At 49.5% G+C, this 15965-nt stretch carries 15 protein-coding genes, 1 tRNA gene and 1 pseudogene; 12 read left to right on the top strand and 5 right to left on the bottom strand.

Annotated elements, in window-relative coordinates; genetic code table 11:
- The first annotated feature begins 73 nt into the window (after window positions 1–73).
- From JRI46_09310 to iorB, 9 genes are all read left to right on the top strand, one after another.
- Complete coding sequence (locus tag JRI46_09310) at window positions 74–313, top strand: hypothetical protein (GenBank protein ID MBW2039779.1); 240 nt, start codon at window positions 74–76, stop codon at window positions 311–313.
- Window positions 297–563 (top strand): type II toxin-antitoxin system RelE/ParE family toxin, encoded by a 267-nt coding sequence (locus tag JRI46_09305; GenBank protein MBW2039778.1) that lies wholly within the window; start codon window positions 297–299, stop codon window positions 561–563. Before JRI46_09310 ends, JRI46_09305 begins: the two co-directional genes overlap by 17 nt.
- Before the next feature lie 253 nt (window positions 564–816).
- Window positions 817–1812 (top strand): undecaprenyl/decaprenyl-phosphate alpha-N-acetylglucosaminyl 1-phosphate transferase, encoded by a 996-nt coding sequence (locus tag JRI46_09300; GenBank protein MBW2039777.1) that lies wholly within the window; start codon window positions 817–819, stop codon window positions 1810–1812.
- Complete coding sequence (locus JRI46_09295; GenBank protein MBW2039776.1) at window positions 1809–3083, top strand: FAD-dependent oxidoreductase; 1275 nt, start codon at window positions 1809–1811, stop codon at window positions 3081–3083. The genes JRI46_09300 and JRI46_09295 overlap by 4 nt, the downstream gene beginning before the upstream one ends.
- Window positions 3080–4255, top strand: coding sequence for a glycosyltransferase family 4 protein (locus JRI46_09290; protein ID MBW2039775.1), 1176 nt, complete (start codon window positions 3080–3082; stop codon window positions 4253–4255). Before JRI46_09295 ends, JRI46_09290 begins: the two co-directional genes overlap by 4 nt.
- On the top strand, window positions 4252–5037 hold the full coding sequence (locus JRI46_09285; GenBank protein ID MBW2039774.1) for a prepilin peptidase: 786 nt from the start codon (window positions 4252–4254) through the stop codon (window positions 5035–5037). The genes JRI46_09290 and JRI46_09285 overlap by 4 nt, the downstream gene beginning before the upstream one ends.
- Before the next feature lie 9 nt (window positions 5038–5046).
- The gene (locus JRI46_09280; protein ID MBW2039773.1) at window positions 5047–6528 is read left to right on the top strand and encodes a HAMP domain-containing protein; all 1482 of its coding nucleotides are present in this window, start codon (window positions 5047–5049) and stop codon (window positions 6526–6528) included.
- A 218-nt stretch (window positions 6529–6746) separates the two neighbouring features.
- Window positions 6747–10049 (top strand): indolepyruvate ferredoxin oxidoreductase subunit alpha, encoded by a 3303-nt coding sequence (iorA, locus tag JRI46_09275; GenBank protein ID MBW2039772.1) that lies wholly within the window; start codon window positions 6747–6749, stop codon window positions 10047–10049.
- Between the two features lie 4 nt (window positions 10050–10053).
- Window positions 10054–10659: an indolepyruvate ferredoxin oxidoreductase subunit beta gene (gene iorB / locus JRI46_09270; protein MBW2039771.1), complete on the top strand. Its 606-nt coding sequence runs from the start codon at window positions 10054–10056 to the stop codon at window positions 10657–10659.
- Window positions 10660–10701: 42 nt separating this feature from the next.
- Here iorB and JRI46_09265 read toward each other — a convergent pair whose 3' ends face one another.
- The 5 genes from JRI46_09265 to JRI46_09245 form a co-directional block, all read right to left on the bottom strand.
- Window positions 10702–11478, bottom strand: a complete 777-nt coding sequence (locus JRI46_09265) for a ChbG/HpnK family deacetylase (protein ID MBW2039770.1) — start codon at window positions 11476–11478, stop codon at window positions 10702–10704.
- 221 nt (window positions 11479–11699) lie between these two features.
- Entirely contained in the window at window positions 11700–12113 is a 414-nt protein-coding gene (locus JRI46_09260) for a hypothetical protein (GenBank protein ID MBW2039769.1), read from the bottom strand.
- Between the two features lie 220 nt (window positions 12114–12333).
- A tRNA-Thr gene (locus JRI46_09255) sits at window positions 12334–12408 on the bottom strand.
- A 50-nt stretch (window positions 12409–12458) separates the two neighbouring features.
- Window positions 12459–12971 (bottom strand): PIN domain-containing protein, encoded by a 513-nt coding sequence (locus JRI46_09250; GenBank protein MBW2039768.1) that lies wholly within the window; start codon window positions 12969–12971, stop codon window positions 12459–12461.
- A complete protein-coding gene (locus JRI46_09245) occupies window positions 12958–13173 on the bottom strand; it encodes an AbrB/MazE/SpoVT family DNA-binding domain-containing protein (protein MBW2039767.1) in 216 nt (71 codons plus the stop codon). Before JRI46_09245 ends, JRI46_09250 begins: the two co-directional genes overlap by 14 nt.
- Before the next feature lie 375 nt (window positions 13174–13548).
- On the opposite strand from JRI46_09245, the gene JRI46_09240 reads away from it, so the two are divergent.
- The 3 genes and pseudogenes from JRI46_09240 (at window position 13549) to JRI46_09230 (ending at window position 15735) form a co-directional block, all read left to right on the top strand.
- Window positions 13549–14934: a sigma-54-dependent Fis family transcriptional regulator gene (locus JRI46_09240; protein ID MBW2039766.1), complete on the top strand. Its 1386-nt coding sequence runs from the start codon at window positions 13549–13551 to the stop codon at window positions 14932–14934.
- A 143-nt stretch (window positions 14935–15077) separates the two neighbouring features.
- On the top strand, window positions 15078–15626 hold the full coding sequence (locus JRI46_09235; protein ID MBW2039765.1) for a GspH/FimT family pseudopilin: 549 nt from the start codon (window positions 15078–15080) through the stop codon (window positions 15624–15626).
- Window positions 15616–15735 (top strand): annotated as a pseudogene (locus JRI46_09230) (prepilin-type N-terminal cleavage/methylation domain-containing protein). The gene JRI46_09235 and the pseudogene JRI46_09230 overlap by 11 nt, the downstream one beginning before the upstream one ends.
- Window positions 15736–15965 lie beyond the last annotated feature (230 nt).

The following is a 15965-nucleotide window of genomic DNA, read 5'->3' as shown; positions in this document are numbered from 1 at the left end:
ATTTCAGAAAGATATGGAAATTTTGTGAAATTGTGGTATTATAATTTTATCAATATTTCAAGGGAGGTTTTGAATGAAAGGAGCGACAACCTTGAGGCTCCCAGAGGGTAAATTGAGGCTAATCAGGGCCATAGCGGGTTATGAAAACAGGCCGTTGAGTAAGATCTTTGAGGAGTTGGTAGACGAATATATAGAGAGACATAAGGAGAGCTTGGAACTTATAGGGGTTCCCGGATTTGTAAAAGAGTGCCATGAAGGGTTGGAGGAGATAAAGAAGGGAGGAGGAAAGGAGATAGGTGATCTGGAGGGTTAGGTTCTCCACCAGCGCAGAGAAATATTACAGGAGACTTGATGCGGATCTAAGAAAAAGGATAAAAGAAAGACTGCTGGAGACGGCTGATATGGAAGATCCTTTAGATCACCCCCAAGTTAGACCTCTTACAGGAGACCTAAAAGGGTTCTTCAGGCTTAGAGTAGGTGGTTGCCGCCTTATTTTCTCCCTTCTGAGGGACGAAAAGATCATTGCAGTAGTCAACGTCTTTCCACGAGGAGATGCGTATTAGGTCTATGCTTGTCATTGATATCGCAGATACATGAATCTAGGAGTCGGCCAACCGTATTATCCAAATCCAAACCCTCATGAGAGCTTTCCCTCAATTTGACAAATTAAGGGGAGGTAACATCCAGAAGGGATATAGTATCCTAAAAAACATGGTGGATTTAAAAAGTTGGAAGGAATATTGCATAAAATATTGTCAGGAAGATCTGTGAAGCAACAAAGAATGGTATAACCTGAGGGTAGTATTGGTTTAAGAAATGTTGATCTACCTCTTTACTTTTGTGCTTTCCTTCATCTTATCCCTCTACCTCACCTCTATCATGCGCAGGGCGGCCCTGCAGTTTGGGATTGTAGACCAGCCTGATGGGAGATTGAAGAGGCATAAGGAGCCTGTCCCTTATCTGGGGGGGATCGCCATCTACCTGTCCTTTATGCTCGCCTTGGCCTTTAGTTTTAAGTTCAACCAAGAGGTCTTGGGGCTGCTCCTTGCCGGAGCCATCGTCTTGATGTTGGGTTTCATCGATGACCTCGGTTTTCTGAATCCCTTGGTTAAGATCGCCGGGCAGATGGTTGCGGTCTTGGTTTTGGTCAGGTCAGGCATCTTCATCAAGCTGATCTTTCTCCCCACCTATGTCAGCATCCCCCTCACCTTTCTTTGGTTGGTGGGGATGTCCAATGCATTCAACATCATCGACGTCATGGATGGACTCTCTGCTGGCGTTGCCCTTTTCGCCTCCTTGGCATTCTTCCTTGTTGCCCTGCTCAATGGGAGGATAATGATCGCTATCGTGGCCATCACCCTGGCCGGGAGCCTGCTAGGTTTTCTCAGATATAACTTCTCCCCAGCCCAGATCTATATGGGTGATGCAGGGAGCATGTTCTTAGGGTTGATGATAGGGGCCCTGGCGATGATCGGCAGTTATACCGAGAAGAACGTCCTCGGCTTTTTGGCCCCAGTGGTGATCTTGGGGATTCCTATTTTCGATACCTTCTTGGTTATGTTCGCCCGCTGGCGCAAGGGGATCCCCATCTTTCTGGGGAGTCCTGACCATTATGCGCTGCGCCTTCAGGCAGCAGGGCTTTCCGTAAAAGGGGTGATCTGGTTAAGCTATGGAGCGGCCGCCATCTTGGGAGGGTTAGGGCTCCTCATTATGAGGTTCTCCTCCCCCTATCAGGTGGTTTCCTTGGTGGGGCTGTTGGCCATAGCTGGGTTGGTGTCCATATTTCTATTGCAGAGGGTGGAGGTGAGATGATCATCATCCTGGGGGCCGGCCTATCAGGGTTGAGTGCCGCCTTTCATCTGAAGGGGAGGGAGTATCAGATATTCGAGGGGGAAGGAGAGGTGGGAGGGCTCTGTCGCTCGGTGGTCCAGGATGGGTTTACCTTTGACTACACCGGCCATCTCCTGCACCTTCATCACCCTTACACACAGGGGCTCCTGGAGGAATTGCTGCCGGATCTGTTTGCTAGGCACCAACGTCGCGCGGCCATATACCTTGGGGGCAGATATATCCCCTATCCCTTTCAGGCGAACCTTTGGGCATTACCGAAACAGATGATCAGGGAGTGTTTGCTCGGATATATCCGAGCTTACTGTGATAAAGCAAAAGGAGGGGATGACTTCCTTAGTTGGATCTATCAGGCCTTTGGCCCGGGGATCGCCAAATACTTTATGATCCCTTACAATGAAAAGCTCTGGAGGATCCCCCTGCAGGAGATCTCCTTGGAGTGGGTTGAGAGATTTGTTCCTTGCCCAACTCTCGAAGAGGTGATCGATGGAGCCTTAGGAATCAACCTCAAGGGGTTTGGCTATAATCAAGAGTTTCTCTATCCCATCCAAGGGGGGATAAAGGCCCTCCCTCAGGCCTTCCTGCCCAAGGTCGGGGATGTTCACCTCGGTAAAGAGGCCAAATCCATCGACATAGAGAAGAGGATGGTAAGGTTTAAGGATGGAAGTGAAGTAGCCTACCATGCCTTGATCTCCTCCCTCCCTCTGAATGAGCTCGTGCGCCGCATCGCATCCCTCCCTGAGGAGATAAACGATCTGGGGGGTCGCCTCCGATACGTCTCCGTCCTCAACATCAACCTGGGTGTGAAGAGGGCCCGGGTATCTGATTATCACTGGATCTATTACCCTGAGCCTCCATACCCCTTTTACCGGGTGGGTTTTCCCAGCAATCTCTCCCCCCGTATGGCCCCGAAGGGGGCCAGCTCCCTCTCTGTGGAGATATCCTATCTCCCCTCAACCCCCCCCTCTGTGGAAGAGGTACGGGAGAGGACCCTTTCCGCCCTGATCTCCTGTGGGATCTTGAGGGATGACGATGAGGTATTGGCCGAAAAGGTGCTGATGATCAAACACGCCTATGTGATCTACGATCCATTCCGACGCCAACACCTCCCTCGGATCTTCCAATATCTTCGCTCCCAGCATATTTACCCTATAGGGAGATACGGGCATTGGGGTTATGCCACTATGGAAGAGACCCTTCTACAGGGAAGGGATGTAGCTAAGGATCTATTATGAGGCCTGTTAAGATAGTGCACATCATTACGAAGCTGGAATTGGGCGGGGCCCAGCAGAACACCCTCTTTACCCTCGGGCATCTGGACCGAGACCTCTTTCGCCCCTATTTGATAACCAACAATGAGGGGATCTTGGTACCGGAGGCACTGGCCCTCAAGGGAGTGAGGACATTTCTGCTCCCTGAGCTCATCAGGGAGATAAACCCCCTTATGGACTTAAGGGCCTTGTTCAAGATAAAGGGAATCCTAAGGAAGATAAAGAAGGGGAATTCATCTCCTATGATCGTCCATACCCATAGCTCCAAGGCGGGTATTGTGGGGAGATGGGCGGCAAGATATGCTGGGGCGGACGTCATCATCCACACCATCCACGGTTTTGGCTTTCACGACTATCAACCCTCCCCTGTCAGGGGCTTCTTCATCTTTCTTGAAAGGTTGACTGCCAAGATCACCGATACATTCATAGTCGTCTCCCGGGCCAATATGGAAAAGGGGGTGGATTTGGGTATCTTTCCTCCACAGAAGGCGGTCCTGATCAGGAGTGGGATAGAATTAGAGGAGTTTATAGGGGTGAGGGTCAAAACGGAGGAGAAAAAGGGGGAGCTAGGGGTGGACCCCGACCTCCCCCTGATTACCATGATCGGATGTCTCAAGCCCCAAAAGGCACCCTTGGATTATGTAGAGGTGGCCCATCTGCTCCTGCAAGAGAGGGAGGCCACTTTCATCATGGTGGGGGATGGGGTATTGAGGGGCAGGGTGGAAAGGAGGGTGCAGGAGTTGGGTCTGGGAAAGAGGTTCAAACTCCTGGGTTGGCGCAGGGATATCCCAGAGATCCTGGCCGCCACCGACATCTTCGTCCTTACCTCCTTGTGGGAGGGGCTCCCTCGAGTCTTACCCCAGGCCATGACCATGGGGATACCCATTGTCGCCACCAGGGTCGATGGGACCCCCGAGGCAGTGGTCCATGGGGTGAATGGCTTTTTGGCAGAACCCAGGGACATAAAGGGGGTAACTAGGAGGGTGGTCTATCTCCTGGATCACCCCAAGGAGGCAAAGGATCTGGGGGAGCGGGGTAGAGAGATGGTGGAGGAGTTCAATATCTGGAGCATGCTCAGGGAACAAGAGCAACTTTACCGGAGGCTGCTCAGGGAGAAGGGGAGGGGGCTCGAATGAACGGGATGATCCTATTTTTTGGCTTTGTCTTCGGGGCAACTATCGGGAGCTTTCTCAACGTCTGCATCTACAGGATTCCACAGGAGGGATCTATCGTCTCCCCCTCCTCTCACTGCCCCCATTGTGGTACCCCCATCCATTTCTATGACAACATCCCCCTGTTGAGTTTTATCCTACTGCGTGGCAGGTGCAGGGCATGTAATGCTCCAATCTCCTTTCGTTACCCCTTAGTGGAGTTGCTCACAGGCATCTTTTCCATTACCCTACTTCTACGTTACGGCATCTCCCCCCTTTATCTGGTATATTTTGCCTTTTTTGCCTCCCTCACGGTGGTGAGCTTCATCGATTTCTCTCACAAGGTCATCCCGGATGTGATCAGCCTTCCGGGGATCTTGGCAGGTTTAGCTATCTCCTGGTTCCACCCTCAGATGTCGTTCAAGGATTCCCTTATCGGGGTCCTCTTGGGGGGAGGGGCGTTATATCTGGTAGCCAGCGGCTATCACTTGGTAACTAAAAGGGAAGGGATGGGAGGAGGGGATATAAAGCTTCTGGCCATGATCGGGGCCTTCATTGGCTGGAAGGGGGTGTTATTCACCATCCTGTGCAGTTCCCTCGTCGGTGCCGTGGTGGGGGTGACCTTGATGCTGGTCTCCTCGGAGGCGGACAGCAAGTATGCCGTCCCCTTTGGCCCCTTCCTCTCCCTGGGGGGCATCATCTACATATTTTGGGGAGAGGCCCTGATCAACTGGTACTTGGGGTTCTTACAAGGGATTGCTGGCTGAGGTATGGGGATGAAGTGGCTTTTGCGCAAGGTCCAGGTGGGGCTAAGGACGGAGATCGTCCTCAATATTGCCATCTTAATAGTGGCCTCCCTCCTGCTGATCGGTTTTACCATCCTCAAGGTGAGCGAGAAGGAGGTCCTGGAGCAGAAGATAGCAGGGGGGCATATTGTCCTCTCCTCCCTGCAGAGGGGTGTCGCCGCCTTCCAGGGGGAAAGGTGGTATCAAGATCCCAGCCTGTCGAGGATCCTCATTGGTTTCACTCAGCTGAGGGAGGTGGAGGGGATTTGGATAGTAGATAGAGACCTGAGGTCTTTGATCACCAGGGGGAGGGGGGGAAGATATGGAGAAGATCTGCGCAAGGCCATTGCACAGCGGACGGAGGAGGTGAGGGTGGAGAGGAGGGGGACCCTTTGGTGGTCCTTTTACAGGAGGCTCATCCTGACAGCCCCCCTCATAAAGGGGGGGAGGGTAATTGGAGGGGTGCAGGTCTCCTTTTCGTTGGCTGATGTAACAGAGAGATTGGTGGTCTTTCGGAGGTTGGTCCTCATCTTGATCTTGTTGGACTCCCTGGTCTTGGTCACCTTTGGGAGTTTTCTCTTGGCACGGGTGGTAGTAAACCCCTTAAAGAGATTGGTGGAGGTGGCGCAACAGATAAGGGAAGGGGAATTGGACCAAAGGGCGCAGGTGGAATATGAGAACGAGATAGGGCAGTTGGCCAAGACCTTTAATCAGATGGTGGAGAGGTTGGCCGAAAAACAGAGGGATCTGGAGGCAAGCATCAAAAAGTTAAAGGAGACACAAGAAGAGCTTTTGCTATCGGAAAAATTGGCCTTAGTGGGTAGATTGGCCGCTGGGGTAGCCCATGAGATAGGGAACCCATTGACCTCAGTATTGGGTCACACGGAGATCCTGCGCAAGAAGCTGAGGGACGACGAAATCCTTGTGGACTTAGTGGAGAGGACGAGGAAGGAGACGGAGAGGATCCACCGCATCATCAAAGACCTTTTGCAATTCTCAAGATCCCCCTCCTCACAGATAGAGGATATAGATGTAAATCTGGTTATCCAAGACTCTCTGAATCTGGTGACCGTGCAAAAGGGGTTTAAGGATATAGCCATTGACCTCTCTTTAAGAGACGACCTTCCGCCCGTCAGGGGAAACAGCGATCAACTGCAACAGGTTATGGTCAATATATTGATAAACGCCGCCGATGCCATGCCTCAAGGCGGGTCAATATCCATTAGGACTGAGGAGGAAAAGGATGGGTGGGTGACCATCTCCATAAAGGATACAGGGGAAGGCATCCCCACCAAAGATCTTGATAAGGTCTTTGATCCCTTCTACACTACCAAGTCACCGGACAAGGGGACCGGTCTTGGGCTCTCCATCTCCTTAAAGATCATCGAGGACTTCGGGGGAAGGTTAAAGGTGGAGAGTAAAAGGGGTAAGGGTGCGAAGTTTATCATATTTCTCAAGAAGGGATCTGGGTGATGATTTAAGGTGGGTGCTAAACGGCCTCCCTCCCCGTGGCGAAAGCCCTAAATTTTATTCTTGACAATAGGGGCTAGGATTACTATAGTGACTGCCGTGCTTCGACAACAAATTTCAGGTCCTCACCGCAGGGTACACAGACGAGGTTATATTTCCCTATGTCTCGGACCCCTTACCATATTTTAAATCAACAGATAATCTAAGAAAGGAGGCTGGCGTTGAAAGGATTAACTATCAGTTCTGATGCACCAGGAGAAAGGCTTTTCATGCTTGGCAATGAGGCCATAGCCAGGGGGGCCGTTGAGGCGGGAGTCCAGGTCGCTGCTGCCTATCCAGGGACCCCATCAAGCGAAATAATGGAAACCTTAGCCAGCGTAGCCAAGGAAGTGGATATGTATGTCGAGTGGGCTACCAATGAGAAGGTGGCCTTTGAAGTGGCTTTTGCCGCCTCACTCTCTGGGTTAAGGGCAATGGCATCGATGAAACATGTGGGGCTAAATGTAGCTCATGACCCAATAATGTCAGCCAGCTATATAGGCGTTACAGGAGCCCTGGTGCTTCTCGTCGCCGATGACCCCTGGGCATGGAGCTCACAGAATGAACAGGATAGCCGATTTGTTGCCAGGCAGGGCTACATACCCATGTTTGAACCTTCTTATGCCGAAGAGGCCAAGGATATGATGGTTGATGCCTTTGCCCTCTCCGAAGAATTCAAGCATCTCTTTATGGTCAGGTCGGTAACCAGGATAGGTCATGCCCGCAGCGATGTGACCCTGGGGAAGATATCAAGAGAGAGGCGGAAAGGCTTGTTTAAGAAAGACCGCATCCGCTTTGTGCTAACACCGCTTGGAGCCCGAACAAACCGGCCAAAGATGATCAAGCGGCTTGAGGAGATAAAAAAACGGGTAAATACGCTCCCCTATAACCAACTAAATCTGGCTTCTGGAGCCAAGCTGGGTATAATTGCCGCCGGGGTGCCATACAGTTATACCCAGGAGGCATTAAAGTGGCTGGGTATTGGCGATAAGGTTTCAGTCCTCAAGATTGGAACGCCTTACCCCCTCCCCGAGGACCTGGTAAAAGAACTACTAACCTCAGTACCTGAGGTACTTATCGTGGAAGAGCTGGAGCCGTTTATTGAGCTCCATGTAAAAGCCATTGCCCAGGAAGAAAATATTCCAGTCAAAATCCACGGCAAGGATTTGCTTACTACAATAGGAGAGCTATCTACAAGCAAGATTATGAAGCCTATCGCCAGTCTGACCAACTTCGAACTGCCTGTCGATCTTGGGGAGATAGAAAAGCTTGAAGCAGAGACAGCTCCGCTATTGCCACTGAGACCACCGGCCCTGTGCGCTGGCTGCCCGCACCGGGGCTCCTTCTACGCCATTAAGATAGCGGCAAGAAAGGTGGCTAGGGATTATGGTGAGGACACAGTGCCTATCTACCCGGGGGATATTGGCTGCTATACCCTGGGCAATCCACCGCCCCTTGAATCTAACGATGTCACTATCTGCATGGGAGCCAGCTTTGGTCTGGCTAATGGTTTTGCACATGCTACAGATGTGCCAGTAATAGCTCACCTGGGTGACTCCACCTTCTTCCATGCAGGGATACCTCCGCTGATAGATGCAGTCTACAATAAGGCAAATATAACTATGGTAGTGCTTGATAACGGCACCACGGCGATGACCGGTTTTCAGCCTGATGCAGGCACGGGTTATACTGCTACCGGCGATGAGACTGTTCAGCTAAAACCTGAAGAGATAGCCAGGGCCTGCGGAGTGAAGTTCGTCGAGGTTGTAGACCCCTTTGACCTGAAAACGACAACCGATACTATGGAAAGGGCGATAAGGTTTGAGGGACCGTCGCTGGTAGTTTGCCGAAGGCTCTGCGCCAGGATAGCAGAAAGGGAAAAGAGAAAGCGGAAAGAGAAAATAATCCATTACCGTGTAGATGAAGAGAAATGCGTTAAATCCAAAAACAAAGCAATGCCCTGTGCTGTTGCTTGCCCGGCTGGCAATGATATACCAGGTTTCACTAACCTGGTCAAGCAGGGGAAACTCCAAGAGGCATTAGAGATAGTTAAGCAGACCAACCCCTTGCCTGCTGTCCTCGGGAGAGTGTGCTATCACCCCTGTGAGGCGGAATGTAACCGTGGCCAATACGATGAGGCAGTTGCTATTCACAAGATAGAAAGATTATTGGGAGACTATGAAGCCAATCTTCCCGGCGAAGAGGTCATAAAAGCCAAGAGAGAGGAAAGGATAGCCATCATTGGCTCTGGACCAGCCGGCCTCAGTTGTGCTTATTATACGGCCAAGAAGGGATATCCGGTGACTATCTTCGAGGCCCTACCCGTGCCCGGTGGCATGCTGGCAGTAGGCATTCCTGAATATCGGCTACCTAAGGATGTGCTGAAGACAGAGATTAAGCGAATTGAAGACCTGGGTGTTGAAATCCGCCTCAACACCCAGGTTATTTCCGTAGACGACCTTCTGAAGCAGGGATATAATGCAGTTTTTGTCGCTGTAGGCGCTCACAAAAGCATGAACCTTGGTGCACCTGGGGAGGAGAAAGAAGGAGTCATTCCTGCCCTGAGCTTCCTCCGTGAGATTAATCTGGGCGGGCAAGTAAACGTCGGGGAGAAAACTGTCGTTATTGGTGGTGGCAATGCGGCTATTGATGCCGCCCGGGTAGCCCTCAGGCAGGGAGCCAAACAGGTATCTATTATCTACCGCCGCTCCAGAGCAGAAATGCCGGCTAGCGATGAAGAAATTAAAGCCGCTGAGGAAGAAGGTGTCAATATTACCTACCTGGCTGCTCCGATCAAAGTCTTGGGCGATGGCGAACCTACAGGATTAGAGTGCATTCGGATGGAGCTGGGCGAGCCTGATGCCAGTGGCAGAAAACGCCCTGTCCCGATCAAAGGGTCTGAGTTTACTGTTGATGCTGACACCATAATAGTGGCTATCGGACAGGTACCGGAACTTCCGTTCACTGATGACCAGCTTAAAGCTTCACCCCAGGGCACCTTGACAGTTGATGCTAGTACTCTCGCTACCGATAAACCGGGCATCTTCGCTGGCGGTGACGTGGTTACCGGCCCAGCCATGGTAGCCGATGCCGTTGCCGCGGGCAGAAAGGCAGCAAACTCGATTGACAGGTACTTCAAGGGAGAGACGCTCAGCGTGGCCGAGGAGGAAAAACCAGTCGTCAGCTATGAAGAGCTCTCTTTGAGTGGCATCGAGTCACTACCGAGGGCAGAAGCTAGCAAATTGCCTGTGGCTGAGCGAGTCAAGTGGTTCACTGAGATTGAAAGTGGCTTCACTCCAGAGGTAGCCACCGCTGAGGCTAAACGCTGCCTTAGCTGTGATGTGGGCAGTGAAAAGTGTATTATGCTGCTGGGCTGCCCAGCTACTTTAAGAGAAGACGATAGAACCATGATTGATGACTCCATGTGTGATGGTTGCACAGTTTGTGCCCAAGTCTGTCCCTACAATGCTATAGTACAGGAGTAGAGAAATGATAAAAGAGCTTAATGTACTAATCTCCGGGGTTGGTGGACAAGGTGTAATCCTGATGTCAGAACTACTGGGAAATTCAGCAGTTAAGGATGGCCTGAGGGTTAGAGGCTCTGAGGTGCTGGGAATGGCAGTGAGAGGTGGTTCGGTATTCAGCAGCATCAGAATGGGAAGCGATGTATATGGTCCCCTCCCTCCCTTGGGAAAATGCGATATTCTGGTGGCATTGGAGCCATCAGAGGCATTAAGAAATATCACCTTTCTGTCCAAGTCGAGTGTGGTCATACTCAACACAGCCATGGTCGTCCCGTTTACCGTTTCCTTGGGGCAAAGCAAGTATCCCCCTCTGGAAGCAATGGTGGAAAAACTCGGTAAGACCTCAAGCAAAATAATTGGGCTGGATGCCACCCAACTTGCCAGGGAAGCAGGAAACCTGCTGACAACCAATATCGTGATGATGGGTGCATTATTTGGCACTGAGCAGCTTCCGATAAAGATAGAAACGGTGAAAGAATCCATCGAGGAGCGTTTCCCGGCCAAGGTGGTCCCGGTTAACTTTAAAGCCTTTGACCTCGGTTACCAGGCCTGCCAAGAGGCACTTCAATAATCTAGGGTAAAGTCATAAAGGATAGGGGCTAGCTTTTTAAAGCTAGCCTCTATTAACTGTGTAATGAAGAGAGACCCCCAACTCTGAGAAACTTATGAGATCAATGCCTTCTTCCCCCAAGGTGGTCGCAAAGAAGGGGTCCATGAGCATCTCGAAGTCCTTCCTCCTCCATGGTTCCCCTCCTGTACTGGGATGCACCATCAACTCCGTGATCCCCTGGGGGAGCTCCTTTAGGGAAAAGGGGAATGTGGGATCAATAAAGTGATGGGGATAGAAGATTCCTTTTTCTTGGAGCAGTTTTTCCATCCAGCAGGCCACCTCCGGAGTTAATGTTATGTCCTGTCTTCCCATGAGGTAATAGCCTTTTCGGCAAAAGCGAATGGCCTTAATTTCATACCTCACCATTGCCTCGACAAGAGGAAGGAGGATTTGTGGGAAGCTATGGACGTGATGATGAGTGTCAACATGAGAGGGCGTCAGCCCTTCTTCGAGGAAGGCCGTTATCTGTTTATCAATTTCTTCCCCAACCCTGCTGGCGAAATCGGGATCATTCATCATCCGAAGGAGTTCCTGGCGGGGGTATCTCTCTTTTCCAGGGGATTCCCAACCCAGCAATGGGTCTAGATCTATGTGGAGGCCCACCCGAAAGGAGGGAACCCCCTTGATCATCTCTATGGACTCTTTGCTGTAAGGCCCTTTTATCAACAGGGACGAGTCCGTGATTACCCCCTTTTCATAGGCGATACGTATCCCTTGGTTGACCTCAGAGGAGATGCCGAGATCATCGGCATTGATGATGAGAAAGCGGGATGAGGGCATATAAGGCTGGATAAATCCCTACATTAAGGGTTCAAGGATTCATCTCATAGGGTTCCAGGGGCCAAGGGGTCCAGGATTCTAGTGAAAGACAAACCCCTTAAACCCTCTTTTAGCTCATAGCTGATAGCTCATTATCATGACCCATGAGCTATTCGGCCCCTTGAATCCTTTATTGGTGAAGGCCTGAAAGGCATTGAATTAGTGGGCTTATATGGCCCTTTTCACCTCCACGTTTCCACCGCAACTGTTGATTCCCTAATGACAAAGACCCTTTCGTTGTTGCTCTCCTTATCGGTGGGGAAAATAAAAAAGGCCTTCCTTTCCGGTGCATATCCATGAGTCGTGCCGTACATCGCTTCCCCATCGAAGAAGATAACCTTTAACTTTAAACCGGGGATGTTTTTAAGGCTCTCCATGGAAAAGTCATTGTGACGCCTATGATCTTTACTTCCCTCGAAGCTTTTAACAAAAAAGACCGCCTTCATGAGAGAAGTGGATACCTCGATGACCTCCTTCGCATGTTGGGCTTCGGTGACATGGAAAATATCCTTGTTGGGGTTAAAATCATAAGTATACCCCTTCACTATCCTCCCATCTCGAAAATGAACAACGACCTTATTTTCTATCTTCGGCATGACAACCTCCATTTCTCCACTGGGGTTTGACCTCTAAGGTAAAGTATTATAGCTGAAAGATCAACCTCTTATTACTACAAAGAAAGCAAAAAATCCACTTGATTCCGGTACCTAAAGAATCAGATGGATTATCTCCTAATATGTTCTTCTGAAGTACACAAAAACCGATACACTTCGTAGGTAATTTAGGAGGGATAGTATTGTAACTGACCGAAATCATTGGAGCCGGCGGGGAGGGTCGAACTCCCGACCTACTGATTACGAATCAGCCGCTCTACCTCTGAGCTACGCCGGCAGACGATAAAATATATGGCATCATCAAGATATACCTTGGCAGGAAAGGTGTCAAGGTTTCCAAAGACTTATGTCTTCTATCCCTTCAAAATCACTATCATCCGATGCCAAGTGAGTTAGTCCTCTCCTTTTCATCACCGCCAGATGTAGGGCATCGGCGGTTACAAGTCCCCATTTCTCTGATAGGCGGAGGGCTGTGTCCAAATCAGATGTCCTCACCTCACTAATCCTGAGCCCTGAATCCCTCAATACATTTAAGAAGTTTTGATACTCGAAAAGAGGCCTGAATATCTCTGATCTTTTGCTTTCATCCTTCAAGAGACTTTTCACCCTTTTTATCGTTACTCTTTCCAAGAAATTGGAAGACACCTGCAGCATAAGTTTAAAGAAGACTTCCTCTAGTACCAATACAGAGGTATAGGCCTTAACTGAAATATTTTCCACCCTTTTGAGAAACTCCACGGAGACTTCATTGATGCCAAAGGCGTGATGCAGGAAGATATTCGCATCAACAAAAATACTGGCCCTCTCAGGGAAATTCTTTAACTCTCTAATCACTTGCATAGATCTCCTCAAGTTCCTTGAGAGAAAGCCGGCCCTTGATTATGCCTTTTGTCTCCTCGGTATGATTTATACTTAGTGGTGAGATAACAATTCCTTCTTTTGAAACCTTTATTTCCACCTTATCCCCAGGGGAGAGGCCGGTCTTTTTCCTCACCTCTTTTGGAATGACGATTAAACCCTTTTTTAAAACCCTTCCAAACATTTCCCCCTCATATTTTTGTTGAACTTTTATTTTGGTTTAACCATTCCTTAAATAACACAGAAGAAGAATGATGTCAAGAGCACCAAGAGTTTGCTTCCGCCCTTGCCTATAAGTGATTAATGTGATATTTTGAACTCAAATTATGCCCAATTTATCGTGAAAATACTTCCCGGTAAATTGGGCCATAGAGGAATTTTGGCTCTTAAGATATTTCAACCTTACGTCAGGAGGCTTTAGCACCCTGAAACCCCCAAAAAGGTATCTTATCTTTGGGGGGAGTAACCTCCGCAAGGTTGAGTTCGAACAAAGGAGAATAGTATTTTTACCTAAACGGGATAATAGGAGAAAACCCTCATGAGGGTTTAGGAGACGACGATGTTGGGCAGAAGGGTGCTGGTCATAGATGATGAGGAGAACCTGCGCCATTTCTTAAAGATGATCCTCGAAGAAGAGGGGTACGAAGTAGAGACCGCCAAAGACGGGATGGAGGCGCTGGAAAAGATGGAGGAAAAGGTATGGGATATCATCTTATGCGATATTAGAATGCCTAAAATGGATGGTATGGCCTTCCTTCAGGAGGTAAAGGCAAGGAGGATGGAGGGGACCGTCATCATGATGTCTGCCTATGGTACCGTAGATACGGCGGTAGAGGCGATGAAAATCGGGGCCTATGACTATGTCTCTAAGCCCTTTAATGCCGACGAGATCATCCTCACCCTCAAGAAGGCAGAAGAGAGGGAGAGGTTGCGTGAGGAAAATATAAGGCTCAGGGAGGAGGTACAAAGAGATTATGGCCTGGAGAACATCGTTGCCAAGAGCGAGAAAATGGCCAAGATCTTCGATCTCATCAAAAAGGTGGCCAGATATAAGTCGTCTGTCTTGATCATCGGCGAGAGTGGGACTGGAAAGGAGCTGGTGGCCAAGGCCATTCATTATAACAGCGATCGAAAGGAAAAAGCTTTAATTTCAGTTAATTGCGGGGCAATACCTGAGAATTTACTCGAAAGTGAGCTTTTTGGTCATGTCAAAGGGGCCTTTACTGATGCCGTCAGATTGAAAAAGGGCCTCTTTGAGATGGCCCACAAGGGGACGATGTTTCTGGATGAGGTGGGGGAGCTTCCCCAAAGTCTACAGGTGAAACTGCTTCGTGTGCTCCAAGACGGAGAGATAAGAAGGGTAGGGGATACGGCATCTGCAAAAGTGGATGTCCGCATCATTGCTGCCACGGCCAAAGACCTCGCCAAAGAGGTAAAAGAAGGTAGATTCAGGGAGGACCTCTATTATCGCCTCAGCGTCCTACCAATTCCTCTCCCACCCCTCCGGGACAGAAGGGAGGATATACCCCTCTTGGTCGACCATTTTATCGATCTGTATAACCGAAAACTGGGGTTAAAGATAAACGGGGTGTCCAGGGAGGTGATGGAGAGGTTTCTCCAATACCCCTGGCCAGGCAATGTGCGGGAGTTGGAGAACACCATCGAAAGGGCCATGGTCTTGGCTGAGGGGAAGATCCTGGGGGCCGGTCTTCTACCTCCATACATACGGGAGATGACAGAGGAGGAAATGGTCTCCAGCAAAGAGGTCTTGTCCATCAAGGAGAACGCCCGAAGAATGGAGAAGAGGCTGATAAAGGAGGCCCTCGAGGCAACAAAGGGGAACAGGGTACGGGCTGCAAGGATGTTGGAAATCAGCCGTATGTCCCTTTTGCATAAGATGAAGGAATACGGCCTGGAGGACTATGGGAAAGAAGGGGAAATGTAAAATTAGTTTACAGTACTGCGCAAATATTTTGCAAAAATCGCCTTCAAAGAATTATTGGATGACGAAAAAGCCAATTATTTTCACAAATTACAATATGATAAACTTTGGCACAGAATTTGTTTATTAAGAGAGGAGTGTACGGGATGACAAAGGGGATCACTCTTATAGAGTTGATGGTGGTGGTGGCCATAATTGCCATCGCGGCTCTTTTTATGGCCCCAGCCATAGGGGAATGGGCGGACAACTACAGGATAAGGCAAGCAGCAAGAGAAATGGTGTCAGATTTTCAATTCGCCAAATTGAAAGCGATTAACAGGGGTAAGTATTGCACGGTAACGTTTAACATAAGTATAAGCGGTAAAAATTATGACTACATCGTGTTTCCTGACGATGATAATGACCTTGAGTTGGATTTAGGTACAAGTGAGGAGACTAACATTTATAAAAAAGTGATATGGAGCAACGAATACCGCAATATAGGTTTTGACACTGCTAAAGGCGGAGGTGATGGAATAACGTTCACAAATAATGATAATGGAGAGCCGTCAGTCGCCTTTAATGCCAGGGGCTTACCGAAAAATAATTCTGGGGGATTCGGCGCTGGTACGGTTTTTTTGATACACACGAAAAACAACAAAGGCCGACAAGTCGTTGTATCGTCTGCAGGAAGGATAAGGATAGATGAGTATTAAAACACGTATGACAAGCATTGTAAAAACACGATCGGGCTTCACGTTATTGGAGGTGATGGTCGCTGTGGTGATCTTATCCATCGGGCTCTTGGGGCTGGCCGGGTTGCAGATCGTCTCCACCAGGGGTAACTCCTTCAGCAACCAGATGACCATTGGGATCACCCTTGCGCAGGACCAGTTAGAGGAGCTTCGAAACCTCGCCTATGACGATCCCCTGCTTAGCGGTGGAACCCATCAGGACTCCCAGAACCCCATCAAGGCCCTGGGTGATATGGGTTTTAACAGGAGCTGGACAGTCAACGTAGATGCCACAAATAACTTAAAGACCATTATCGTGAA

The sequence above is a fragment of the Deltaproteobacteria bacterium genome, assembly GCA_019308925.1.
Classification (GTDB): Bacteria; Desulfobacterota; B13-G15; order B13-G15; family RBG-16-54-18; genus JAFDHG01.
The sequence above is the reverse complement of the archived record's forward strand: the minus strand, read 5'-3'. Positions and strand labels throughout refer to the sequence as shown.